At 40.9% G+C, this 25,082-nt stretch carries 21 protein-coding genes and 1 pseudogene; 9 read left to right on the top strand and 13 right to left on the bottom strand.

Annotation, left to right across the window (positions count from 1 at the left end; translation table 11 throughout):
- Positions 1-119: 119 nt before the first annotated feature.
- Positions 120-1,901, bottom strand: a complete 1,782-nt coding sequence (gene spxB / locus AC4HAL_RS05265; RefSeq protein ID WP_491093305.1) for a pyruvate oxidase — start codon at positions 1,899-1,901, stop codon at positions 120-122.
- Positions 1,902-2,502: 601 nt separating this feature from the next.
- Between spxB and trmFO the strand changes: the two genes are divergently transcribed.
- The 7 genes from trmFO to queF all read left to right on the top strand — a co-directional run bounded on the left by trmFO (position 2,503) and on the right by queF (position 8,587).
- Positions 2,503-3,834 carry a methylenetetrahydrofolate--tRNA-(uracil(54)-C(5))-methyltransferase (FADH(2)-oxidizing) TrmFO gene (trmFO, locus tag AC4HAL_RS05270; protein WP_491093306.1) on the top strand — a complete coding sequence of 444 codons (1,332 nt, stop codon included), beginning with the start codon at positions 2,503-2,505 and terminating at the stop codon, positions 3,832-3,834.
- Between the two features lie 252 nt (positions 3,835-4,086).
- A complete protein-coding gene (locus AC4HAL_RS05275; RefSeq protein WP_491093307.1) occupies positions 4,087-5,226 on the top strand; it encodes an AI-2E family transporter in 1,140 nt (379 codons plus the stop codon).
- 68 nt (positions 5,227-5,294) lie between these two features.
- Positions 5,295-5,930: a hypothetical protein gene (locus AC4HAL_RS05280; protein ID WP_491093308.1), complete on the top strand. Its 636-nt coding sequence runs from the start codon at positions 5,295-5,297 to the stop codon at positions 5,928-5,930.
- A gap of 240 nt (positions 5,931-6,170) precedes the next feature.
- The gene (queC, locus tag AC4HAL_RS05285; RefSeq protein WP_491093309.1) at positions 6,171-6,830 is read left to right on the top strand and encodes a 7-cyano-7-deazaguanine synthase QueC; all 660 of its coding nucleotides are present in this window, start codon (positions 6,171-6,173) and stop codon (positions 6,828-6,830) included.
- Positions 6,830-7,273, top strand: coding sequence for a 6-carboxytetrahydropterin synthase QueD (queD, locus tag AC4HAL_RS05290; RefSeq protein ID WP_491093310.1), 444 nt, complete (start codon positions 6,830-6,832; stop codon positions 7,271-7,273). The genes queC and queD overlap by 1 nt, the downstream gene beginning before the upstream one ends.
- Positions 7,270-7,986: a 7-carboxy-7-deazaguanine synthase QueE gene (queE, locus tag AC4HAL_RS05295; RefSeq protein WP_491093311.1), complete on the top strand. Its 717-nt coding sequence runs from the start codon at positions 7,270-7,272 to the stop codon at positions 7,984-7,986. The genes queD and queE overlap by 4 nt, the downstream gene beginning before the upstream one ends.
- 106 nt (positions 7,987-8,092) lie before the next feature.
- Positions 8,093-8,587: a preQ(1) synthase gene (queF, locus tag AC4HAL_RS05300; protein ID WP_165211045.1), complete on the top strand. Its 495-nt coding sequence runs from the start codon at positions 8,093-8,095 to the stop codon at positions 8,585-8,587.
- Between the two features lie 117 nt (positions 8,588-8,704).
- On the opposite strand, the gene AC4HAL_RS05305 is transcribed toward queF, so the two are convergent.
- The 10 genes and pseudogenes from AC4HAL_RS05305 to AC4HAL_RS05350 form a co-directional block, all read right to left on the bottom strand.
- On the bottom strand, positions 8,705-10,096 hold the full coding sequence (locus AC4HAL_RS05305) for a cation:dicarboxylate symporter family transporter (protein WP_491093312.1): 1,392 nt from the start codon (positions 10,094-10,096) through the stop codon (positions 8,705-8,707).
- A 293-nt stretch (positions 10,097-10,389) separates the two neighbouring features.
- Complete coding sequence (xerS, locus tag AC4HAL_RS05310; RefSeq protein WP_165211051.1) at positions 10,390-11,460, bottom strand: tyrosine recombinase XerS; 1,071 nt, start codon at positions 11,458-11,460, stop codon at positions 10,390-10,392.
- Positions 11,461-11,663: 203 nt separating this feature from the next.
- The gene (locus AC4HAL_RS05315) at positions 11,664-12,386 is read right to left on the bottom strand and encodes an ABC transporter ATP-binding protein (RefSeq protein ID WP_491093313.1); all 723 of its coding nucleotides are present in this window, start codon (positions 12,384-12,386) and stop codon (positions 11,664-11,666) included.
- Positions 12,387-12,418: 32 nt separating this feature from the next.
- Positions 12,419-14,770 (bottom strand): ABC transporter permease, encoded by a 2,352-nt coding sequence (locus tag AC4HAL_RS05320; RefSeq protein ID WP_491093314.1) that lies wholly within the window; start codon positions 14,768-14,770, stop codon positions 12,419-12,421.
- 11 nt (positions 14,771-14,781) lie between these two features.
- Positions 14,782-16,032, bottom strand: coding sequence for an MFS transporter (locus AC4HAL_RS05325; RefSeq protein WP_491093315.1), 1,251 nt, complete (start codon positions 16,030-16,032; stop codon positions 14,782-14,784).
- A 99-nt stretch (positions 16,033-16,131) separates the two neighbouring features.
- On the bottom strand, positions 16,132-16,722 hold the full coding sequence (locus AC4HAL_RS05330; protein ID WP_491093316.1) for a TetR/AcrR family transcriptional regulator: 591 nt from the start codon (positions 16,720-16,722) through the stop codon (positions 16,132-16,134).
- A 266-nt stretch (positions 16,723-16,988) separates the two neighbouring features.
- Positions 16,989-18,566 (bottom strand): hypothetical protein, encoded by a 1,578-nt coding sequence (locus AC4HAL_RS05335; protein WP_491093317.1) that lies wholly within the window; start codon positions 18,564-18,566, stop codon positions 16,989-16,991.
- A 66-nt stretch (positions 18,567-18,632) separates the two neighbouring features.
- The gene (locus tag AC4HAL_RS05340) at positions 18,633-19,859 is read right to left on the bottom strand and encodes a DNA cytosine methyltransferase (protein ID WP_491093318.1); all 1,227 of its coding nucleotides are present in this window, start codon (positions 19,857-19,859) and stop codon (positions 18,633-18,635) included.
- A gap of 72 nt (positions 19,860-19,931) precedes the next feature.
- A pseudogene (locus AC4HAL_RS05345) lies at positions 19,932-20,015 on the bottom strand (very short patch repair endonuclease); the annotation flags it as partial.
- A 19-nt stretch (positions 20,016-20,034) separates the two neighbouring features.
- Positions 20,035-20,355 (bottom strand): very short patch repair endonuclease, encoded by a 321-nt coding sequence (locus AC4HAL_RS05350; protein ID WP_491093319.1) that lies wholly within the window; start codon positions 20,353-20,355, stop codon positions 20,035-20,037.
- Positions 20,356-20,459: 104 nt separating this feature from the next.
- Between AC4HAL_RS05350 and AC4HAL_RS05355 the strand changes: the two genes are divergently transcribed.
- Complete coding sequence (locus AC4HAL_RS05355) at positions 20,460-20,864, top strand: hypothetical protein (RefSeq protein WP_491093320.1); 405 nt, start codon at positions 20,460-20,462, stop codon at positions 20,862-20,864.
- A 188-nt stretch (positions 20,865-21,052) separates the two neighbouring features.
- Here AC4HAL_RS05355 and AC4HAL_RS05360 read toward each other — a convergent pair whose 3' ends face one another.
- Together AC4HAL_RS05360 and AC4HAL_RS05365 are read right to left on the bottom strand one after the other, a co-directional pair.
- Positions 21,053-23,674 (bottom strand): ABC transporter permease, encoded by a 2,622-nt coding sequence (locus tag AC4HAL_RS05360; RefSeq protein ID WP_491093321.1) that lies wholly within the window; start codon positions 23,672-23,674, stop codon positions 21,053-21,055.
- 9 nt (positions 23,675-23,683) lie between these two features.
- Positions 23,684-24,385, bottom strand: a complete 702-nt coding sequence (locus AC4HAL_RS05365; protein WP_491093322.1) for an ABC transporter ATP-binding protein — start codon at positions 24,383-24,385, stop codon at positions 23,684-23,686.
- Positions 24,386-24,498: 113 nt separating this feature from the next.
- On the opposite strand from AC4HAL_RS05365, the gene AC4HAL_RS05370 reads away from it, so the two are divergent.
- Complete coding sequence (locus AC4HAL_RS05370; RefSeq protein WP_165211072.1) at positions 24,499-25,050, top strand: TetR/AcrR family transcriptional regulator; 552 nt, start codon at positions 24,499-24,501, stop codon at positions 25,048-25,050.
- Positions 25,051-25,082: the final 32 nt, after the last annotated feature.

The following is a 25,082-nucleotide window of genomic DNA, read 5'->3' on the forward strand; positions in this document are numbered from 1 at the left end:
CAAAAATTAAAAGCGAAGACCAGTGGAGTTTGGCCTTCGCTTTTTCTAAAATTCGAAATGACTGTGACTGTCTTTGTTAAGCAGTTTTCGCAGAGCAATTCAAAGGTTCGAACATCGAATTATTTAATGTTTCGAGACTCTAGACCCTCTTCTTCAAGGAAGAGACGGAATGGAATCAGGTCTTCGGCTTCATAGCGAGCTTTGAAGGCCGCGATAGCTTCATCTGAGTAAACTTTTGGATCCAATTCCAGCTGAGGGGCTTCCACTGGGATGGGACGATCCTGTGTGATCCGAGCATCGATGACAACCGTTTTGCCTGCCTTGTTAAGCTCGACGGCTTCCTTAATAATAGTATCAACATCCTCGATACGGTCAACTCGCAAACCAACAGCTCCTTGAGCCTCGGCAATTTTGACGTAATCTGGATTAGTGAAGTCAACCCCAAAGAGATGTTTATTAGTATCTTCATACTTATTTTTGATGAAGGCATACTCAGCGTTGGAGAAGACTAAGTTGATGACAGGTAGATTGTACTGAACATTAGTGATGACATCTGGATAGCTCATCCCAAAGGCCCCATCTCCCATAATGTTCCATACTTGGCGGTTTGGATTGTCCTTCTTAGCAGCAATACCTCCAGGAAGAGCAATACCCATCGTGGCAAAGAGCGGAGAAGTGCGCCACATGTTTTTGGGGGTCATATGCAGGTGACGGATAGAGGTTTGCGTTGTATTTCCAACATCAATGGAGTAGATGGCGTCCTCATCAGCGTATTTATTAACAGCATTGTAGACTTGGAAGAGCTGGAGTTCTCCTTGAGTTTTTGTTTCCAGTTTAGTAAGATAATCACGCCAGTTTTGATTGTTCTTGATAGCAGCACGCCACCAAGGTGTTGATTCGACAGCCTTTACTCGTTCTAAAAGCGCTTGAGCTGCCCGACCAGCATCGCCTAGGATAGAAGCATCAAGAGCATGACGTTTCCCGAGCTTGTAGGGGTCGATATCTACTTGAATGAATTTTTCTGTATTTTTGAAGGCTTGGTAGACTTCTGAAAATGGGAAATTAGATCCTAGAAACAGCACAGTGTCAGCTTCGAAAACAACTTCGTTAGCGGGTTTCCACCCAACGCGGTAGGCTGAACCTGTCAAACCCTCATAGTTCCATTCAAAAGCCTCAAAGTTTTTACCAGTCGTAATAATTGGGGCTTTGATTTTACGAGATAATTCAGTGATGACATCTCCTGCCCCAACACCGCCGAAGCCAGCATAAATAATTGGGCGCTCTGCTTGATTGAGGATTTCGACAGCTTTATTGATTTCAGTCTCATTCAGAGCAGGCGCTAGGAAGGTACGTTCGTAAGACCCGGAACCGTAGTAAGAATCTTCATCGATTTCTTGGAAACCGAAATTAACAGGAATTTCAACAACGGCGGGTCCTTTTTTAGAAACGGCAGCACGGCAGGCTTCGTCGATAACTTTTGGTAATTGTTCGGCATAGGCTACCCGTTTGTTGTAAATGGCAATACCATTATACATTGGATTTTGATTGAGTTCTTGAAAAGCATCCATGTTTAATTCATTAACAGGACGAGATCCTAGAATAGCCAAGAATGGTGTATTATCCATGGCAGCGTCGTAAACACCATTGATAAGGTGAGTAGCACCAGGGCCGCCAGATCCAACAGCAACACCGATAGACCCGCCAAACTTAGCTTGCATGACGGCTGCTAAAGCACCGGTTTCTTCGTGCCGCACTTGTAAGAAATCTATATCTTTATCCTCAGCTAAGGCGTCCATCAAAGAACTCAGAGTTCCCGAAGGAATCCCATAGATGGTATCAACTCCCCATGTTTTTAAAACATTGAGCATGGCCGCTGAGGCAGTAATTTTACCTTGACTCATATGAAGTCTCCTTAAAAAATATTTATTGTCACAGTGGAATCATATCATATTTTTGTGAAAACGCATACATATTGGTTTGGAAATTTAAAGAGAATACTTAGCCCCATAATTATCAGAACAAAAGAATATGAAAAGACGCTCTCTAGCAATCGTCTTTTCATATTTATAAACAGTTTTAAATATTTTAAGATACAGACAGTATAATAAAAACACCCGATTCGGGTGCCACTTTTTCAAGTTGATTACGGACTGGATTAAAAAATCACTGCCTTATTTTAACTTGCTGTGTTGTTTCGAATGGTTCCAAAACAGGGCACGGATAGCCGTTTGAATGTCTTGTGTTTTAGAGCTGTGTTGTTTCGAATGGTTCCAAAACTGGATAATTTATCGACAACTCAGTTAAAGGTGTTGAAATATTTGTGGTCTTAACTATTAAAGTTGCAATTTTGCAACTTTTTATTTTGGATTTCAATATTAGATTTTTGTGCCAGAACATCGTGTTCCCTTTATTTCAATGATTTTATGCTATAATAGCCTAGTCTACTGACGAAAATGTATAGAAAGATTTGAGCTAGGGATTCCTAGCAAAGAGGTATTAGTTTTGTCTCAATCTTACATCAATGTTATCGGAGCGGGCTTGGCAGGTTCGGAAGCAGCCTACCAGATTGCTAAGCGCGGCATTCCGGTTAAACTCTATGAAATGCGTGGGGTTAAAGCCACTCCTCAGCATAAAACCTCTAACTTTGCGGAGTTAGTTTGTTCGAATTCTTTTCGTGGAGATAGCTTGACCAATGCCGTCGGTCTGCTCAAAGAAGAAATGCGACGCTTGGATTCCATTATTATGCGTAATGGTGAAGATCACCGTGTTCCAGCGGGTGGTGCTATGGCAGTGGACCGCGAGGGCTATGCCCAAGCGGTTACTGATGAAATCAGCAAGCATCCCCTCATTGAGGTTATCCGCGGAGAAATCACTGAACTTCCAGAGGATGCCATCACAGTCGTGGCGACTGGCCCTTTGACATCAGATGCACTTGCTGAGAAAATCCATGCCCTCAATGGTGGGGAAGGCTTTTATTTCTACGATGCGGCGGCTCCAATCGTCGACATCAGCACTGTTGACAGGAACAAGGTCTATCTCAAATCACGTTATGATAAGGGAGAAGCTGCTTATCTAAATTGTCCGATGACTAAAGAAGAGTTCATGTCTTTTCATGACGCTCTCATCAATGCCGAAGAAGCTCCACTCAATGAGTTTGAGAAGGAAAAGTACTTTGAAGGCTGTATGCCGATTGAAGTCATGGCTAAGCGTGGTATCAAGACCATGCTCTATGGTCCAATGAAGCCAGTTGGACTAGAATACCCTGATGACTACAAGGGCCCTCGGGATGGAGACTTCAAGACCCCTTATGCCGTTGTTCAGCTCCGTCAGGACAATGCTGCAGGCAGTCTCTATAATATGGTCGGTTTCCAGACCCATCTCAAGTGGGGGGAACAAAAGCGAGTCTTTCGCATGATCCCAGGTCTTGAAAATGCTGAGTTTGTCCGCTACGGGGTTATGCACCGTAATTCTTACATGGATTCGCCTAATCTACTGACACAGACTTTCCAGTCTCGTAAAAATCCTAATCTCTTCTTTGCCGGTCAGATGACTGGGGTTGAAGGCTATGTTGAGTCAGCAGCTTCTGGACTGGTTGCGGGTATCAATGCGGCTCGGCTGTTTAAAGGGCAAGACCCCCTCGTATTTCCTGAGACGACAGCTATCGGAAGTCTCCCTCATTATGTGACCCACACCGACAGCAAGCATTTCCAACCCATGAATGTTAACTTTGGGATTATCAAGGAATTGGAAGGTCCGCGTATCCGTGATAAGAAGGAGCGCTACGAAAAAATTGCGGAGCGCGCCTTGGCGGATCTCGAAAAAATTACATTATAGAAAAGTAAAAGACAAGCTTTAGTTCCCTCTTAGGGTAGGCTTGTTTTTTAATGATTCTACGAAGCTCATCAAATCAGGGCAGGTGCTGCTTCTGTCTAGAAATCAAAACAGCAATAGCAAGAAAGAAGAGTTTGTCTATTTTATGGAATATTGACTTTACGCCAAACTCATTTTTTATAAAGTTTTTAATGCATTTATACCTTATTTGAAAGAGCTGTTGAGCCAGCAAGTTTTTTGAGTTATAATAAGCCTATGAAATTAACAAAACGACACTTTGGTTATCTTTTTTTAGTTATCGCTCTTATTTACGCTACCGTGACGTATTGGTCAGTAGGGCAGGATATTTTATTGACTTGTTATCGGGCCAGCCTCCCATTTTTAACAGGGGCAGGATTGGCTTATATCATTAACATAGTCCTGAGTGGCTATGAAAAGCTTATGTACTTGGCTTTTGGCCGCGATATTCCAGGCAAACGCGCTATCAGTCTCGTTCTGTCCTATATGACTTTTGCGGTTGCTATTTTCCTGATTTTCTATATTGTCTTGCCAGATTTATTGACTAGTTTAAGGTCCCTCTCCAATATTGATATCAAGGGGATTGGAAAATATTTAGATGATGTGCAAAAAAGTCCTTCTATTAGAAGATTCTTAGCTTATTTTGACATTGACCTAAGCAAAACTACTAACAATCTCTTGGCCAATTACAATAAGCAGATTTCAGCAACCCTGATCGGAATCCTAACGGGTCTTTTGACTTCTGTGACAAGCTTTGCCTCCGGTCTCATATCTGTTTTTGTTAGTTTTGTCTTTTCTATTTATGTCTTAGCTGGTAAGGAAAAATTAGGCCGTCAGGGTAATATGCTGGTCCATGCTTATTTACCTAAAATTGAAAAACAGTTTCACTATGTACGTCAAATTGCCCACGAAAGTTTTCATGGTTTCTTTAGAGGACAGACGATTGAGGCCATTATTCTAGGGAGCCTTTGTTCTTTGGGGATGATTGTTTTCAAGATCCCTTATGCTGCGACAATTGGAGTACTGGTAGGTTTTACAGCTTTAATTCCAGTTGTCGGTGCCTATATAGGCTTATCAATCGGTGCGGTTTTAATTATGACCCAGTCTGTCCCACAAGCGTTCTTCTTTATTATCTATCTAGTTGTCCTTCAGCAATTTGAAGGCAATCTAATCTATCCGCGTGTCGTTGGTGGCTCCATTGGTCTTCCTCCTATGTGGGTTCTTCTAGCCATTACTGTTGGGGCATCTCTCTGGGGAATTCTGGGGATGCTGTTAGCTGTCCCGACTGCAGCAACGGTCTATAAGCTCATTAGAAATAATGTTCACGCTAAAACGGCAGCTGAAACAGCCCTTGATAGCGGTGAAAACACTTTATAACCCCTAGCTTAATAGGCTTAATCGTGCTATAATGATAGCAGATTTTTAAGAAAGTTGGACGATTGATTATGTCACAAAGTTCAAAAAATATTTTTCAACGTGTTATTGTCATCTTGACCTTACTAGCTTCTATTGTATTATTTGCTTTTATTGTCATGAATGTTTGGCACATTCAACAGGTTGCGACAAGGATTGGTTTTCACTTTACAGCTAGTAAAGGCAAGCTCGTCCAGCTGGACGATTCCGTTCAGCAGTTCGTCTGGTGGGTATCTGCCTGGATTGTCCTGCAGCTACTCTTTTTCCTCGGTCTTTTGATTCATTTCTTTAAGGCGACAAAAAATGAAGACGTATCTGGCTCTAGACGCGTTGATGATGCTCCGTCCCGAGAACGCGAAACTCCTCGCCATCGCAGACAGGCCTACGAAGATGAGGATGAAAATGAAGAAGTGGATGACGCTTTTTCAGAAAGCGAAAATACTCGTGAAGAAATCAGTTCCCAAGCAAGAGAGACGGTTATCGATAGCGAAGCAGAGGAAGCAGAAAGTCTATTAGCAGAAGAAGAGGAAGCAGAAAGTCTATTAGCAGAAGAAGAGGAAGCAGCAAATTATCGGCAAGGTCGCCGCTCTGAGCGTTACTCAGCTGACACTGAAGAATTGGAAATTCCAAGGCCAGTGGGGCGCCGCTCACGCCGTGATCGTCGTTAAAAATAGTCAAGTCACAAAAGGAAGCAGCAAGCTAGTCAGTTGCCTTCCTTTTATTATGGTTCAAAGCTTGATTTTCCACTCTCAACGTGCTAAGATAATAAAGCATTAATCAAATAACTGATGTTTGGGAAAAGCCATCATTAAAAAAAACCTGCTTTACGACACAAGCAAATTCAGGCTTTTACCCTTGGGTAGAGGCTTTTTCTTATGTGCACCAGTTGAGAAATGAGGAATTCATATATGAAACGCCAATCTGCCTTGGTTGTCTTTAGCGGCGGCCAAGATTCAACAACCTGTCTGTTCTGGGCCATGAAACACTACCAGCATGTTGAAGCCGTGACCTTCGCCTACGGTCAACGTCATGAAGAAGAAGTAGAGGTTGCAAAGGGCATTGCTAAGGAGCAAGGAATCGATCATCATATTCTTGATATGTCCCTGCTTGGGCAAATTACAACTAACGCTCTCACAACAGATATGACCATCGAATCAAAAGAAGGCGAAGTTCCCAATACTTTTGTGGATGGACGCAATCACCTCTTCCTTTCCTTTGCGGCTGTTCTAGCTAAGCAAAAAGGAATCACAGATATTGTAACAGGTGTTTGTGAAACAGACTTTTCTGGTTATCCGGACTGCCGTGATGTCTTTGTCAAATCGCTCAATGTCACTCTTAATCTAGCTATGGATTATGACTTTGTTATTCAGACACCACTCATGTGGCTAGATAAGGCGGAAACTTGGGCATTAGCTGATGACTTAGGTGCTTTTGACTATATTCGAGAAAGAACGCTGACTTGCTATCAGGGCATTATCGGTGCAGGCTGTGGAGAATGCCCAGCCTGCAAGCTCCGTCAGCATGGGCTAGATACCTATTTGGTACAAACACAAAAGGAGGTGCAGTAATGTTTTCAGCACCCAAGGAAATTAAAGAAGAAACGGGTGAGTCATTGGTTTATGCGCCCAAGCGTATTTTAGTTTCAAAATCCTTTACCTTCGATGCTGCCCACCATCTCTTTCAGTATGAAGGCAAGTGTAAATCCCTCCACGGTCACACCTACCGTTTACAAATCGCTGTCAGTGGAACGCTAGACGAGCGGGGCATGGTCTATGATTTCGGTGACCTCAAGGCTATCTACAAGGAGCATTTAGAACCTCAACTGGATCACCGCTATCTCAACGAAAGTCTGCCTTATATGAATACGACGGCAGAAAATATGGTCTATTGGATTTATAAGACAGTAGAAACTCACCTCCCTGACCAGCGTGGCCTCCAGATAGAATCCGTTCGGCTCTATGAAACCCCTAGCTCTTATGCTGAGTTTAGAAAGGAATGGGACCTAGCATGAGAAAAAAACGCAATCTCAAGCTCCCCATCTTAGAAATTTTTGGTCCAACCTTCCAAGGAGAAGGACGGGCTATCGGCCAAAAGACCATGTTTGTTCGGACAGGCGGCTGTGACTACCATTGTGATTGGTGTGATTCTGCCTTTACTTGGGACGGTTCAGAGAAGCCTACCCGTATGACCAGCGACCAAGTCATCGCCGAGCTAGACAAGCTGGGAACCTATGACTATGTCACCCTTTCGGGAGGCAATCCCTGCCTTCAGGCAGCTAATATGGCCGAATTAGTTACTAAGCTCAAAGATCGTGGGATTACTCTAGCTGTCGAAACCCAAGGATCTCGCTGGCAGGATTGGCTCCTAGATATTGACCAAGTTACTATCAGTCCCAAACCGCCTTCCAGCAAGATGGACGTTAATATGGAAACCTTGGACTTTATTGTGGGGAGGCTGGATCCTGAAAAAGTAACCTACAAGATTCCCATCTTTAACGATGAAGATTTAGCTTTCGCCAAAAAAATCCAAGCCCGCTACCAGCCTGATGTCCTTTATCTATCAGTTGGCAATCCTGAACCCAAGGCCGAGGGAGATATTGTCCGCCATCAATTGGATCGCCTGCACGCTCTTTGGGACAAGGTGGCCAAGGATGATAGTTGGGGAAACGTCCGAGTTCTGCCCCAACTCCACACCCTAGTCTATGACAACCAAAGAGGGGTTTAGAAGCTCTTGGAGTTTGCCTTTCAAACCAGCCTAATAGCTGAGAAGTAGAACGGCCAGGTACCATCATCATTAATTAACAAAATATCAAACAGAAAGAAGCAGCAGCATGACAAAGAAATCCGAAGAAACCAAAGACCTAACTCTGCTGGGCAATCAGCAGATTCCTTATGTTTTTGATTATGACCCAAGTATTCTGGAATCCTTCCAAAATCGTCATCAAGAAAATGACTACTTTATCAAGTTTAACTGCCCAGAGTTCACTTCACTTTGTCCCATTACTGGGCAGCCTGATTTTGCAACTATTTATCTGTCTTATATTCCAGATGAACTCTGTGTAGAGTCTAAATCACTGAAACTCTACCTATTTTCTTATCGCAACCATGGTGACTTCCATGAAAATTGTATCAATACTATTGGTAAAGACTTGATTAATCTCCTCAAACCGCGTTATCTTGAAGTTTGGGGGAAATTCACCCCGCGCGGTGGTATTTCCATTGACCCATATTTTAACTATGGGCGGCCAGATACCAAGTATGAAGAAATGGCTAATTACCGTCTCATGAATCACGATCTGTATCCAGAAACGATTGATAATAGATAACCAAGATACATAGAAATAGCCAGCTAGAGCAAGGATTCTCTAGCTGGCTATTGATTTAATGGCTTCATTTCCAAGTCAATTAAATGAAAAATCACCTTATTCCTGTGTGGCCGAAAGTTATAAAGCACTGGAGACAGTAATATTAATGTCTCTTAGCAGAGTTTCATTCAGTTGATCTGTACGTTTGGCTGTGATGACACCTGCCAAGATACTGTCATTGACATTTACTAGAGTGCGACCCATATCAACAATTGGATCAATGGCAATCAAAATCCCTAAAGTTGCTACCGGTAAGTTTAAGGTTCCAAGAACAATCAAGGTTGTAAACAAAGCTCCGCCGCCGACCCCTGCGACACCAAAGGAAGCAATCACATCGATTAAAATAAGAGTCAGGATAAACTGCCATGAAAAGACATTAATTCCAATAGCTGGTGCGATAATCGTCGCCACCATCGAAGGATAAACACCAGCACAACCATTTTGACCGATGGTTAATCCGAAACTAGCAGCGAAGTTTGCGATGGTCGAGTCAACTCCGAGAGACTCTGTTTGGATTTTAACATTTAAAGGAAGTGTACCTGCACTGGTTCGCGAGCTAAAGGCAAATATTAAAGCAGGCCAAGCTTTTTTGTAATACACAATAGGGTTGATACCATGGACTAGCAATAAAATGGTATGAACCAAGAGTACGACAACTAAAGCGACGTAGACTGCAACAATAAAGATACCCAGCCGTCCAATTGTTTTTATAGAATTAACTGCACTTGCATTTGTAATAAGTGCAAAAATACCATACGGTGTTAGCGAAAGGACAAGCTTAACGATGCGATTAATAATCAATTGCAGACTTTTGATGAGTTTAGCAAAAACCCCAGCACTCTCTGGATCTGATTTTCTGACAGCTAGATAGGCGACACCTACAAAAATAGCAAAGATAACAACAGCAATAGTACTTGTTGCACGTGTTTCCGAAAAATCAGCAAAGATATTGCTTGGTAGGAAATTTACAATTTGCTGAGGCAGTGTCAGGCCTGTGAGTTCATCTTGATGTTCCTGAATATTGGCCAAAGTCGCTTTATCGGCAACCCCTGAAAAATTAGCCCCCTGTAACCTAAATGAGATGGTCGAAAGGTAGCCAATCAAAGAGGCAACAGCAGTCGTCCCTAACAAAACAGTTAAGGTTGTTCCCGCAATTTTTTTAATATTTTGCGCGATTTCTAATTGGGTAAAAGCGCTGACGAGAGAGATGAAAACCAAAGGGATAATCAGCATCTTTAAGAGACTGACATAACCATTGCCCACGATACCTAACCAATCGAGTGCTGTTGAAAGGGCCGGATGATCAGAACCCAGACTTAGCTGCAGTAGTAGTCCAAAAATTGTTCCGGCAATCAAGGCAGTGAAAACAAGTGCTGTAAATCCTGTCTTTCTACGATGCAAATAAGCCAAGACGGCTAAAACGATGACACCAAGCCCCACGATCAACCCTGCTAAAGCATTTTCTGTCATAGTGACCTCCTTTATAATAATAGGCAAAGTCATTGCTAAACAGCTTTTAACAATGACATAGATGTTTTCAATGAATGAGTAAATTATAGTTCGCCTATCTTATAAATTCAACAGATTCGGTTATTCTAATTTTCAATCTCTGCGATAAAGAATTTCTATCACTGAAAACATGCTTAGTTTTCTAGTTAATCAGAAAGACATAAAAACCTCACCCTCTTAGTAAATTATAGGTGAGGTAAATTAGGTGCTTGGTTAAATTCTATTATTTTTACATAATTAATAATACGTAAGTTTTATAGATTATCTAGAGCATTTTTTTGCTCATCATTGACGATATGGGTATAAAGGTCGGTAACCTGAGTCGAAGCATGACCGAGTTGGTGACTGACGAGTACTTGGGATTTGGTAGCATCATAGAGACGAGTAGCTAGCGTGTGACGGAGCTTGTGGGGAGTCACACGAACTTTGAAATCTTCGGAATACTTAGCCACCATCTTTTCGATACTGGAGGCATCAATACGGTTAGGAACCCCACGATATTCAGAAAGAAAGAGGGCAACATCTTGTTTTTCGGCCTTGTAACGATTTTTTCGGATTCTTAGATAATCCTCTAAATAAGATTTGGCAAAGCCAGCAACATTGACGGAATCTCGCTTACCACCCTTACGAGTGACTTCAATAACCATCATATTGAGGTTGATATCTTTCAGATCAAGATTGACAGCTTCTGACAAACGCACACCAGAAGCCAGCAGCAGGGCGATAATGGCTAGATCACGTTCCTTATTTTTTCGGAAAGATGATTTGGCCCGATTGGAAAGCTTGCCTTCATAATCTTTGTCGACATAATCCAAAAATTCCATGGTTTCATCACCTAGGAAGAGCTTCTGTTTGATATTTTCCGCCCTGGCAGCAAGTGTTTCTTTTTTCTTTTTAGTGGAGACTTTTTTCATAACATTGCGGTAGAAATAAGGCTCACCCTGATCATTTTCAACCTCCTCAGTCAGATATTTATAGAGACTGGAGAGGGCCGATAAAGTACGGTTGATAGTGGTCTGTGACACCCCGTTTTTGGTCGAATAGGTATTGAGTGACGGACGTTCGCGCAAGTAAAGGATAAAGGATTCCATGTCTTTTTTAGTTAATTTCTCTAGAATCTCTAGCGGAATGTCAGCAAGCTTATCAGTCTGAACAATGTCAGCATCAATCAGCCATTCGAAAAAACGACGGTATTCCTTGAGATATTCATATAAAGTCGTCAGACTGTAAGGAACAGCTAATTTGGATTGATAGTATTCCAGAACATACCATGGCATAAGAGCCTTTAATTCCTCGATTTTTTCTAATAAGCGTTGACGTTTCATAAGTTCATTTTCCTTTGTTTTTTAATCGTTTTTATCCAGATAGTAGTATATCACGCCTGTATATGTTTTTCAAGAAAATTACAGTTTTTCGGAAAGAAGTTATAACAAATACCCGAAACGATTAATACCTACGTTTTTCAGTCACAACTAAACCCAGCCACATAAAAGACATTCAGGCAGCTGGGTCTTATTAAAGGCTGGTCTTATATCCCTAATTTTTTCGCTTCTTGCTCAATATCTAGTAGGAAATCTTCTGTTTCCTCCTTTATGATTTTAGAAATGATCTGGCCGTCTTTCATGAACAGGCAGCGTTTTCCATAGGAGGCTACATGGCTGTCATGGGTGATGAGGATGATGGTCCTTCCTTCTTGGTTTAGTTGTTGGAAAATGCCCATAACCTCTTGGCTCATTTGGGAATTGAGGGCTCCTGTTGGTTCGTCCGCAAATATGATGCTAGGCTGATTAATAAGCGCCCGACAGATACTGGCACGCTGGAGCTGACCGCCCGATACCTGACGAATATCCGCATTTGCCAAATCTGCTATTGCCATCTTTTCAAGTAAGTCATAGGCACGTTGGTAAATCTCTTTTTTGGCTTGCTTTTTTAGCTGGAGAGCTGGCAAAACGATATTGTCAATAATCGACAAGTTACTGAGAAATTGACTTTTCTGAAAAATAAATCCCATATTTTCTAGACGCAATTGACTTAATTGGTTGTCAGATAACTGGCTGAGTGACTGATTATTAAGGGAGACATCTCCGTGCTCGATTCTGTCTAAACCGCTGATTTGGTAAAGAAAGGTTGTTTTTCCACAGCCTGATGGTCCCATGATGGTCACAAAATCATCTTTATGAACGGTTACATTGATATCGGTTAAAACTTGGTTCTTTCCGAAAAATTTAGATAAATGCTGAATGCTTAACATGGTATGGACCTTTTTCCTTTCTGATGACCGAGTTATCCGTTTCTATAGGCTAAGAATGACTGCTTTTTAACAGGAATGAGTGCCATATAAGTGAGGATGGCAATAATAAGGAACAAAACGCAAAAATAAACGGCGAGTTCGGTCCAGCTCATGGCGACAAATGATAATTGCTGAATACCAGAATTTAGCAGACCAAACAGACTACTAATAAAGGGTTCTCCTAGATACTGTACCAATAAGATTCCGCTGAAAGCACCAAGCAAGGAGCTGATGGCTAGCGGATAAAGTTCCTGTAAATAGACAGAGCTAAAGGATAATCCCAACGTGCGCTTAAATACGAATTCTTTGAGGTTGCGTTTGACATGTAAACTTAAGAATAAGAATAGAAGGCTGCTAAAAATCAGCAAACTTATTCCTAAAGTGGTATTTGAAGCCTTTTGCAGCTCTTGAATCATTCCGCCTAGGGTTTGCTGAACAATTCCTTTGGTATCGTTAATGCGGTAGCCTTTCTTACCAAGCTTTGATATCAATAGTTGCAGTATTTTTTCCTTCTGATGGTGGTTGGTCAGCCGGAGGTAGAAAATGTATTTTTGCGAATGTGCCTGACCGAAATCACTGGGCAATTTCGCTGTTTTTCCGCCATTCGTAATATCCTGATAGAGTCCGACGATTTTTGGAGAAATGGATTGCCCATTCACTGTAAGAGTGAGCTTGTCTCCTAGACCCTTCCCTAATTCCTCGGCTGCCAAAAGAGACAGAGCAATTTCCTGATTATTTCTGGCTACGTGTCCTTGGATATAATGCAGTTCTTCTCCTGCATCCTGCCCCATATCTACTGGGAGGCTAACTGTATCTCCTTGTGATGAGGTGGCTTGCAGTTGTGTTCTCCTGATTTCAGAGAGAGATACAGAGTGGCTCTGCGAGAGCTTTTGTAGGGTCTGTCTCGCAGTTTTTGCTCTTGCGTCGACCCCTTCTCCTTCTGTTACTTCCAAAGAAATATCGTATTTGGCGCTCCCCATGTAGGTAATAAATTCTGGCGCATTCATGGTATGAATAAGACGAGAAGGCAGGAGGATAGTTAGACTTATGAAAAGACAGAGCCAAAACGGAAAAGCATAACCGTTTTTGAGCTTTCTTTTTGTTATTAAGAGGTTGGCAGACAGATGGCGGACAGGAGGAAATTTTCTTTTTCTCCTACGCGAGACAAACCCATTTTCCTGAACAAGGAGATCCACAACACTTGCTTTTTTAATACGATTCAAAATTATCCAGGAATAGAAAGTGATGACAAAGAAAAGTAAGATTGCAATCACAAAGCCTAACATGCCATCGACTAATGAGAGAGCTGTCTGGCCAAAGGTTTCCCTGATTCTTTGCGTCGTTACAGGTAGAAAAACAAGAGCCAGAGAATAGCCTATTAAACTGCCTAAGCCAGTCGTCAAGACTATCTTTTGTAGATAGAGCTGTTTGATAGTCTTGTTGGGCAAACCAATAGCCTTTAAAAGTCCGATCTCGCCGCTTTCAGCCTCAATCTCTGCCAGTAAGATAAAGCGAAGGCAAATCAGTGTAATAACAAGCAGCAAACCTCCCGCTAGAAAGTAGATGGCTGCAGTGGCCAAATCTGTTAAAGCACTGAGAAAAAAGAGTATGCGATAAGTCAAGGATGGCCCGTTTTGTGGTAAACTTGCTTTCTTATAGGCCGATTGATAGCTGTCTGCTTGACCTGTATCGTTAAAGTAAGTTTCGATGATGACTTCTTCTTGAGAAAGATTTTTTGTTAACTCTGCAAAGTCAGCATCGCTCACTAAAAATCGTGTAGAGGAAGCCAAGGTTGAATTCATCTGTGCATCGTGAGCAACCTCTGTAATAGTAAAGTTTTTGCTAAATGCGCCTTCTTGAATACGAAGCCGATCACCGATTTTCATAGAAAATTGATCCCGCAAAAGTTTTGGAACGGCTACTTCTCCCGATTTTAACGCTATTTTTTCATGCTGTGCATTTAAGAGCAGATCGTAGGTTTTATTCTGTTTGACAAAGCTAATATCCAGCTGTGAATCCGCTAAGGCATCGCGCTTTTTGTTTTGGTGATAAACGGTCAGCTGCTTTCCTTCGACATTTAATAGCTGCACAGTCTGCCAAGCTTTGACACCTGAGTATGATTGATTAAATTGATCAATCTCTTCTTGGTTTAGCTGACCGCGATGCATTTGGATGAAATGAGGCGGCTGGGCTACTTGGTACATGTCAGAAATGCTGGATACCGTCTGTTTTATGAGAAAGAAAACGCTACAAACGATAAAGAGAGACAGGCTAGTCAGACCAATTAACAACAAATTTTTGATAGGATGCTGCTTGAGATCGCTTTTTAGGAGTTTGTAGAACATGTGACACCTCCTTACTCTACTTTCATTTGCTTGATTGAGCGATTGCTGCCGATCAACAGTGAACTAAGGATCAGGCCAATTCCTGAAATAATCAACATAAGCCCGATTCCCCTGCCTGCTCCGCTTCCAATCAGTTGTCCAATGGTTCCTGCTAAGGCACCTTGTTTGGCCATCAGGGGTTCAAATAGATGGTCTGCCAGAAAACCTGCACACAGATAGGCAATAATGGTACCGAATTGGGTGATAAAACTAATCATTCCCCAGATTCTGCCCTGTAATTCATTAGGAATGGTTACTCTGACCAGCACATCGGCACAGGTATTGACAAAGGCCAAAGTCATAAAGAAGAGGAAAATTGTGATACCGACCCACCATATATTCATGACAAAACCGGATAATCCAATGAAAAGACCTGCTAATAATCCAGTCCGTGCTAAAATGACTGCATGCTGCCGATGAATGCCTTTGATCCCAATCCAGAGACTGCCGACTAAGAGTCCTACTGTGCAAAGAGCTTCCATGATTCCAACAGTTTGCGTATCAGCCATATTCAATACCAGAGGTTCAACTAAAATTTGAACTAGTCCGATAAAGAAACAAACCAAGGTCATCATAGCAATTAAGGATTGCAACCCCTTATAGCTCCGGCTAAGCTTCCAAGTTTCTCCAAATGAAATCCTCTCTTTGTCTTTTTGTTTTGAAATTTTTATTCCTTTTTTAACACAGAAAATCAAGAGGACAGCTACTAGGAAAGATAGGATATCCAGCCAAAGAATAAAGCGAATATCAAAGTAGGCTAGAAAGAATCCAGCTAAGGCAGGAGAAATTAAATAACGTGAACTAGCTGCCAGTTGAATCATGCCGCTTGCCTTGGCATACTCATCTTTGGTCAATAAATCGCTCACTGTTGCACGATAGGCTGGCTCAACCAGTGATGAAAAGACAGCACTAATGGTTACACCGATATAGATGGGGCTTAAATTGGCTGAGCCGATATTCAAATTCAGCACGATATAAAGCAAGCCTAGGACTGAGAAGCTATCGCCAATCATCATCAAGAGTCTCCGGTCATAACGATCTGCTAGATAACCTCCGACTGGCGCTAATAAAACGGTGGGCAAAAATGCCAGTAAGGTTATGAGAGAAACTGCTGTCACACTGTTGGTAACTTTTAAAGCGTAAATGGTCATAGCAAAGGCAGACATCCCTCCGCCAATACTGGAAATCAATTCCCCAAACCATAGGGTTAAAAATTTTTTCAATTTTGCTCTCCTTTAAATAATATCTTTATATGTCGACCAACGGTCGGTTGCGGTCAAAAATAAAATTGCAGCAAGGGCAATTTTATCTTAGTGAATAACTCAATTCTCAATACCAAGTTGCTTGAAGAGGAAGAATTGAAAAGCCTCAAGCAATTGCTGCTGCTCCTTCTTATCCAGCTGAAAAATTCCGTCATCAAAGAGTGTTGCTACAGCAGCAAGTACGATTTGCACCAGTTGTTTAGGATAGGGACAGTCAAATTGGCCAGCTTGCACCCCTTCTTCAATAATGCCTGTTAGCAGAGGCGTCACTTCGTGCAGGATAGCTTGTAAGGATTTCTGATGGAGGAGAGCATTTTTGGGTTTGTGCATATCTTCCAGCAGCCTTCCGCCATAGATATCTGTAATATTCATACTTTGGAAAGCCTCTACCAGCTTGTCCTTTGGATCCTTGTTTGGCTTATTGATAACGGCTGCTACTCTTGATTTTAGAACGGCAGTCGCTTCATCTACAACAGCTTCCAGTACTTCTTCCTTAGATTTAAAATAGTAATAAAATGTCCCCTTGGCAATCCCAACGACCTTTAAAATATCGCTGACACTTGCCTTTTCGAACCCTTTTTCTTGAAATAATTGGGTAGCAGCTGTGAGAATCTCACTTCGGCGCTCATCGTACCCTTTGACAACTCTCATGCTTCCTCCTTTGTCTCCAATCGACCGCCGGTCGATCCCTCAAATACAGCATAACATTCCTTTGTATATCTGTCAAACCTAAATATAGCCTGTTATCAAGAAAATACGTTCTGCAGCCCTATAGGAACGATCAACTAAGGTATTTAATGCTAGTAACTGATAAAAAATCCCTGCGCAGGCAGAGATTTTTTAGGAATGGTTCATGCAGTACTTTTTTAGTTTATATTCAGTAGTTTTATCTGATTCATCTGACTAAAAGTTTTTCTTTAGCTTTGCTTATTTTTGCTAACCCATCCAATGGCATCTTTTGGTGGATTCTCTTCATCGATCCAAATAAATTCAATGCCAATCGTTGAATTATTTTTATATTTTGTTAAGCGCACTGCGTTGATTTCTAATTCAACCAATCGTTCATAAGTTAAACGTTCCCTATCGTTTAACTGAAAAACTCCCTTTAAAATCCACTCGCCTAATATACCTTGCTTTTGTGTTGACTGGATTGCTTTGCCGTTATCTTGATTGATATAAGCTTCCACTTCGTCGCCAGATGGTAAAAATTTCAAGATAAATTTGCGTTTTTCTTTATTTAAAGCAAGTTTGTTAGATCCTTTTATAAAGGTACCGATGTCTTTTCCGAAAAAATCTGGATTTTCTTTATGAAAATTTCTTGAATCTGGAATAGGGATATAGAGTTCACTAACAGGACGGTAAACCATATGCTCTACTTCTTTTGTTAACTCCTGATTTTTAATTTTTTCCACAAGATAAGCCATAAGCTCATTTCTAACAGATTTCATATCAATGGTTTTATCCAATAAAATTTTTTCTAGGTAAGAAATTACTGTTGATAATTGGGGTTCTGGCAAACTATCAGTGAATTTATCCTTCAAACTATTAATACGTTTCTGACGGGTACCCTTAGATAACTTACTTCCGCCATCAAAAGCATTATAACCAGAACTTTCCTCAACTTCATTCTTAGCATTTGGAATCATCCAAGAAACAGTTTGTTCAATCTTATCCTCTGTCGGTGTAATTTGTGATAATTCATGTAAATGCTCAAAAAGATAAAAAGGATCTTCTATATAAGAAACATTCCATGTATCAACAATAATTTTCTTATTGTTAAAGGTCATATGAAGCTGACTGTCTGCGGCTGTATACTTGTAGGTATGATTCCCATCAGTAAATCTAAAATTAGTGGGATTATTTTTATTTGTTGAACCTAAAATCTCAATAGTATCAATATTAATCGGAAGATATGATGTTTCACCGACAAAAATCTTAGGGCGCTGTCCTTTCGTTGTTGGCATTAATACGTGATAAACAGATTCTACCGATACATCATCTGATTGAAAGCCTTTTATCTGAGATTTAGAAGATTCAATACGCTGATTTCTCAAACGAGCAATTTCATAAGCTAATGCTTCGTAGTACTCCTTATTTACTTCGTCCGCTTCCTGCTTAGTTTCAGAACTATCAGCGTATTTCTTGATAGCATTTAAAATGTTTGTCCAATTTTGAGAGTCTTTCTTAAACTGTGCCACTTTCTGATCGCCAGAATTAATACCAAAAGATTTAATTCCAACCAAATACTTACGCTTATTATCTAGCATCAAAGAGGCATCGTATGATGTATTAGCTATGTCTTCAGCAACTGCATTAAATGCTTTCTGAAAAACCGTTTCTTGAAATTTAGAGTTGACAATTGGAGCTACATATTCCTGCGCAACTTTGCCAGTATCACTATCAGCTTTTTGTGAAAAAGCTTCACTTAAACTTGCAAAATTAGTAATTAATGTTTGATAACGTTCCTTATCTGACCGACGTAAATCCTGCCACATGATTTAACCCCTTTATTTTGTTAATCTCAGTATACCAAAAAGAAGCAAGTTTTCCACTTACTTCTTCTAATTATTCGTAATTAAGCTATAAAAAGCACCATTTTTTTTCTTCTTAACAAAAGTTAAATAATCCTCAGCTGTAAGAATCGGTAACTGTTCTTCTAAACTGTAAACATAATTCTCAGCCTCTTCCTCGTTTACAAAATAATTAACTAGATAAGACTGACCGTCAAAAGGCCCATTCATTTGTGTATAAATTAAGCCAACTTTTCCCGTTCTATCAAATTGTGACACCCCCTCAGAATGATTTAAAGCGTAAGCGATCTTTTCCGCAATTCGCTTAATAACTGGGACAACAACACTGTTTCCAGCCTGCTTGTAAAGCTGGCCGTTGGAAACTTCTTCCGGAATTCTAAACTCTTTAGGATAGCCCTGTGCATTAAAAGTCTCTTTTGGTGTTAATTTACGAATTTCACCGCTATCCGTTAAAATCAAAGGGACATTGTGTCCGCCTGTTCCCATATTAGCAGTCAGCGTAGGAACTACGCCGGTTTTATTCTCTCTAACATACTGACGGCGCCATTGATAAACTGTATCTTGACTGGTTATACTATTTCTCAGCTGATCATAAAAATTTTGACGCCCTTCACGGTAATAATAAATATCATCTTTCTTACTCGAAAAATCAATAATATCTTTGAGCGTCCTAGTTAATACCATTTCATCTGGAAACTCAAATAAATCATATGCTTCTTTGCTGTCAAATCCAACAATATAAATGCGCTCACGATTTTGTGGCACATTTCCATAATCCTTACCGTTCAGAACTTTCCACTTTATAAAGTAATTGTTATCCGTCAAAGCTTCTCTGATAACTTTAAAAGTATTGCCATGATCGTGACCAACCATATTTTTTACATTTTCAATAAAAATAGCTTTTGGTTTCCTTGCCTCTATCATACGAAGCAGTTCAAAAAATAAGTCGCCGCGATCATCTTCAAAGCCTTTGCGATAGCCAGCTATAGAAAAAGCCTGACAAGGGAATCCCCCTACAATCACATCAACCTCATCTCTGATATCATCAGCGGATACGGCATGAATATCACGTGAATCCAGAGGGATATCGGGATAATTCAATGCATAAGTCACCCTGGCATATTTATCAAATTCATTTGCAAACACCACTCTGAACTCGTTGGTTTGTTCAAAACCCAACTCAATTCCGCCGACTCCTGAAAAGAAAGCAGCAATATTATACTTTCTATCCTTCGCAGAACTTACAGAATTTGTCATGTAAGCACCTCTTTCAAAATTAGTTTAACCCATACAGTATAACATTAAATCAGCAAAATTGCAGCCACTTTATTATATATCCTTTTTCTTTTCAAGAATTCTTTCGATTAAATCCGCACAGGAAACAACATCTGTTCTGATGTCTTTTTCCCAGAATCGTAATACTGTCCAGCCATCATCTTCTAATTTCGCTGTAACTTCCGCATCTCTTAGCTATATTTCTTTCAATTTTAGGTAACCAATAATCTCGTCTGCTTTTAATTTGCTTTTTACGGTTCTCCCAGTCAAAACCATGCCAAAATTCTCCGTCACAGAAAACGGCAACCTTTTTACCTTTAAAAACTATATCTGGCTTTCCAAAAATGGTTTTTACATTTTTTTGGTAACGTAAACCACGAGACCAAAGTTCTTTTCTTAAAGCAGTTTCTATCTTTGAGCCATTGCTTTTTATTGCCTGCATGTTTTTTCTGCGTTGTTCAGGCGTATGATTATCCATATGTTCCACTTCCTTACTAAAATAAATGATAAATAAGTTTTTAAGTTTATAACCTATTGTAATATGTTAAAATTAATTAATGATAATATTACAAAGGAGAAATTATGGCTAAAGCTGGCGATTGCTACACAGTTACCCTAAAAGAAACAAATGTGAGATGGGGAATCCATCGATATACAAATACAAGACCGACCATCTCTGGAGAGTGCTACATTCCGGTACCAAGTTCAGATGCACGTAATATTGGAGTATATAATTCAAATTATACGAATGGTGAAGATATATTAGGATACAATATCTTTAACGCTGTATCTTCAGATGGCTATTTTACTGGAAAGGTTAAGGCATCAGGATGCCGTCGCACTGGAAGTCGCTATGCTAAAAACCTATCTGGAGCTGGAGATCTAAAAGCTTTCTCTGATTGGTTTCAGCAAATGAACGTACAGCCAGGAACGAGAATCAAAATAGAGTGGGTCAGTCCAAGCAAAATTCAGTTCACAATAATGTAACCTTGATAACTGGCCTAAGAACCAATTTGTTAGCTAAACAACTATATTATAATTATACCAAAAAAGCACAGTCCACTTCTTTTCGACTGTGCTTTTTATAAACCTGTTCGATAGCTTTCTGATTTGGCATTACCGACAAATTTTTACTGATTTGTTGTAGGGGGTTGGTATATATTAGCCACATCTTATCAGTCAACGCTTTTGAGTGCTTCTAACATGTCAACCTTCTTTAGTCTGTGATTGACCAGCCAGCCTAATGCACTTAGAATCACGATAATGGCTACCACTGGAATGAGATAGACAGACCAAGTTAACGAGTCATTAAAGCTGAAATCATTTCCACCCATCTGGCTGATCAAAAGTCTGTGGAGTCCAAATCCACCAATAAGCCCTACCAGAATACCGATTAGCGACAGGGCGATGGTCTCACGATAGATATACATGGTGACCTCTTTACTGTGGAAACCAAGCACCTTGATGGTTGAGAGTTCACGAATACGTTCGGCAACATTGATGGTGGTGAGATTGTATAAAATCACAAGGGCCAGTAAAATCGAAACGATAATCAAAATCAGCATGACGCTGTTGAGAGAGTCCACTACTTTTTCCAGAGAATTGACCATGGCAATATTCTGTGAAACAGCTTCTACTCCTTTAACATCCAACAAATCAGTCGACAGTTTTTTTACCTTGCTGTCTGAACTATTTTTAACCTGTAAGAGATAGGCGTTGGTTGATAGATCAGTCTTAAAGGCTTTTTGGTAGTAATTCTGTGTCATAAAGATAAAATGGCCTGTATAGATCTGAGCAATGCCAGACACTTTCAAGGAGACTTTATGGCCATCCTTATCGATATAATCAAAGTGATCACCAACCTTTACCTGATAGAGTTGGGCAAGTTTTTCAGATAGAATAACCCCATCATCTGATAGTTTGAGCCTTTGGCCTTTGGATGATGATAGATTAATCATGCCAGAAAAATCTTTACCTGATGTTACTAAGCTTGTCACCGTCTGCTCTTCCGTAACATTTTTCATGCTCTGCTCGCTCTTTTCATAGTAGATGTCTAAGTTTTTACCGAAGTCTTTGGAAGCAATGGCTTTTTTGACAGCTGCTTTCTCCTGCGATGAGGCTTGTTTGTTGCGAACGGCAATCATGTCATAGGAGAAAATCTGTCCAAACTGCTTGTCGGCAACTCCGGAAATGGACGACTGGATGCCCAATCCAGCAAATAATAAAGCAACTGAGCCAGCCACCCCAAAGATGGTCATCAGCATGCGCTGTTTATAACGAAAGATATTGCGTGCGGTTACCTTGTGGGTGAAGCTGAGACGATTCCAAAAAAAAGTCAACCGCTCTAAGAAAATTTTAGAACCTGCTGCTGGCGGTTTGGGCAGCAAGAGCTGGGCTGGTTTATCGCGCAGTTCACGATAGGCCACCCAGAAAGCTGGTAGAATACTGGAGAGAATGGCTAGGCCCAATGCTAAGAGAATGTAAGAAGCATGAGGAGACAATTTCATCTTATTTAGGGTCAGATCGCTCATAGCGATATTACCGATATTGACAGGGAGGTAATAGGTACCTGCTATCACTCCTAGGATTGTTCCGACGATACCAGCTGTAGCGCCATAAACCACAAATTTACGGATGATATCTCGATTGGAGTAACCAAGAGCCTTGAAGAGCCCTGAATTTTGTCGTTCCTCATCGACAAAGCGCGTCATGGTCGTAAAGGTGACCATGGCAGCAACTAGATACAAAACAATGGGGAAAAGATCGGCGACGATTGAGATACTATCAGTTGTTGCCGAAAAAGAGGTATAGCCATCGCCACCTGGAAGCGTAGAGCGTGTATAGCTGGTGTAGGTTGGTTCTGTTAACCGGTTCTTTTCTTTTTGGGCGGCAGCAATCTTTGCTTGCGCCTGACTTATTTGCTTGCTGATCTCTGCTGCTTGCTGAGGTGGTAATTGAGCTTGAGTACCTGCTTGTGCTAATTGTTCCTTGGCCTTATCTACCTGAACTTGCTTCTTATCAATTTTTTCCTGAGCATCAGCTTTGAGGTCAGCCAAACGCTTGGCACCATTATCCTTTAGCAAGTCATCCAGGTCTTTTTGGTGGTCGGCTAGTCTTTTCTCATAGGTGTTTTTAAAGGGATTAAGTCCAGCCAGATCATTATAGCGAATACGAGCGATACTGTAGACATCACTGTCGAAGGCTTTTGGTAAAGTAACAGCATACCCTGATAGACTGCCGTCACCAGCTGTTGAGCTGCCCAAGCTTGTTTTAGAGAGGATCTCTGTTGAGTTGACAAAGCCCGTGATCGTGTAGGTATCATATTTTAATGAAGTTTTATTGCCCCTTTTAAAAGTAATGTGGTCACCAATTTTATAATCCTTACGGTAAGCCTTGGAGAGGGCAATTTCCTTGGCCTTTTTAGGAAACCTTCCTGATATGAGTTCATAGCGAGAGATATCATTAACGGCATTATCGTAGGAGAAAATACGGACAGCATCAGAATGATCTTTGATCGTGACATCATCCAGATAGCCGTACTCTACCTTTGCCTCTTTGATAGTAGACAGTTCCTTTTGGTCGTCCTTACTCAGTCCATAATCGGCCATAACGCTTAGATCCATCGTGTGATACTTGGATAAGTAGTCACTGGCAGTTGTTTGCATATCGGGTGTGGTCGACTTGAGGCCGACTAGAGCAAAGGATCCCAGCATCAATAAGAGCACAATTGAAATAAAGCGTCCCTTGGATCCTGTAATAGCCTTGCGCATATCTTTCCAATAGATTTTTTTAGACATAGCTCCCTCCTAGTATTCCAGGCCTGCAATATCTTGCGGATGATTATTAGTTTTGATAGATTTTACGGTAGCATCCCGCATATGAATCACACGATCGGCAATAGGTGCTAGAGCTGAATTATGGGTTACGATGATGACCGTTGCGCCTTGCTGACGAGACATATCCTGCAGGATTTGCAGCACCTGTTTACCAGTTTGATAATCAAGGGCACCGGTCGGTTCATCACACAGCAGAATCTTTGGCCTTTTAGCTACGGCGCGTGCAATGGAAACACGCTGCTGCTCCCCGCCAGATAATTGCGCTGGAAAATTGTTGATCCGTTTCTCAAGTCCGACTTCTTTTAGAATCGTTACAGGATCCATAGCATCTTTGACAATTTCTGAGGCTAATTCGACATTTTCCTTGGCCGTCAGATTGGCTACCAGATTGTAAAATTGAAAAACAAAGCCCACATCATCGCGGCGGTAATTGGTCCGCTGGTGCGAATTGAGCTGAGCAATATCTGTGCCATCAATAATGACCTGCCCTTCATCATTGGTATCCATTCCTCCCAGAATATTGAGCAGGGTTGATTTCCCTGCCCCTGATGATCCCAGAATAATCACTAACTCTCCTTTTTCAATCTCGAAATTGACATCATCATTAGCTGAGATAGTGGTATCCCCCATATGATAACGCTTAGTAGAATGTTTAACTTCGATATAAGCCATCTCTTTCCTCCTTAATTGGACACATTGTTGATTTATAACAGGAAATATTATATAATCAGTCTGTTGATTTAACAAGAACAAAAATAAACAAAGTGTTGATTTAAGGAAAGCATATGGCTCAAAAACGACAGACTGAAACCAAAAACTATCTCAAGAAGGCTCTAATCCGCCTACTATCGGAAAAGGATTTTGAAACGATTACTATCTCGGATTTGACCAAGACAGCGGGGATTAACCGCGGGACCTTCTATCTCCATTACTTGGATAAATATGATATGGTCAATCAGATGAAAGAGGAAATGCTGACTCAGCTCTTTAATATCTTACTGCAGGAAGATTTAGATGAGGATCCTAGACCTGTGATAAAAGAGGTGCTTGACTATCTTGTCAGGGATTTTGACTTTGTCTCTGTGATTGCAAAAACTTCTTATGTTAATTTCTCCCAAATCATCAAAGATTTTGTTTTTCAGCTTATTATCAGCTACCCTAACTGGAAAAAGACTATCGCCCAGCATTACGATATTCCGGAAGACTATGCCTTAGAAGTTTACCTAGCCAGTAGTGAAAGCCTCATTACCTATTGGATCAATCAAGGAGCCGACAAAAGTACAGCTGATATGGCTGATATCATCGTAAAAGTACTATTTGTAGATGAACCTATTTAAAAACAGCTCACATTGAAGTGAACTGTTTTTAG

The sequence above is a fragment of the Streptococcus sp. ELY_125 genome (assembly GCF_058314535.1).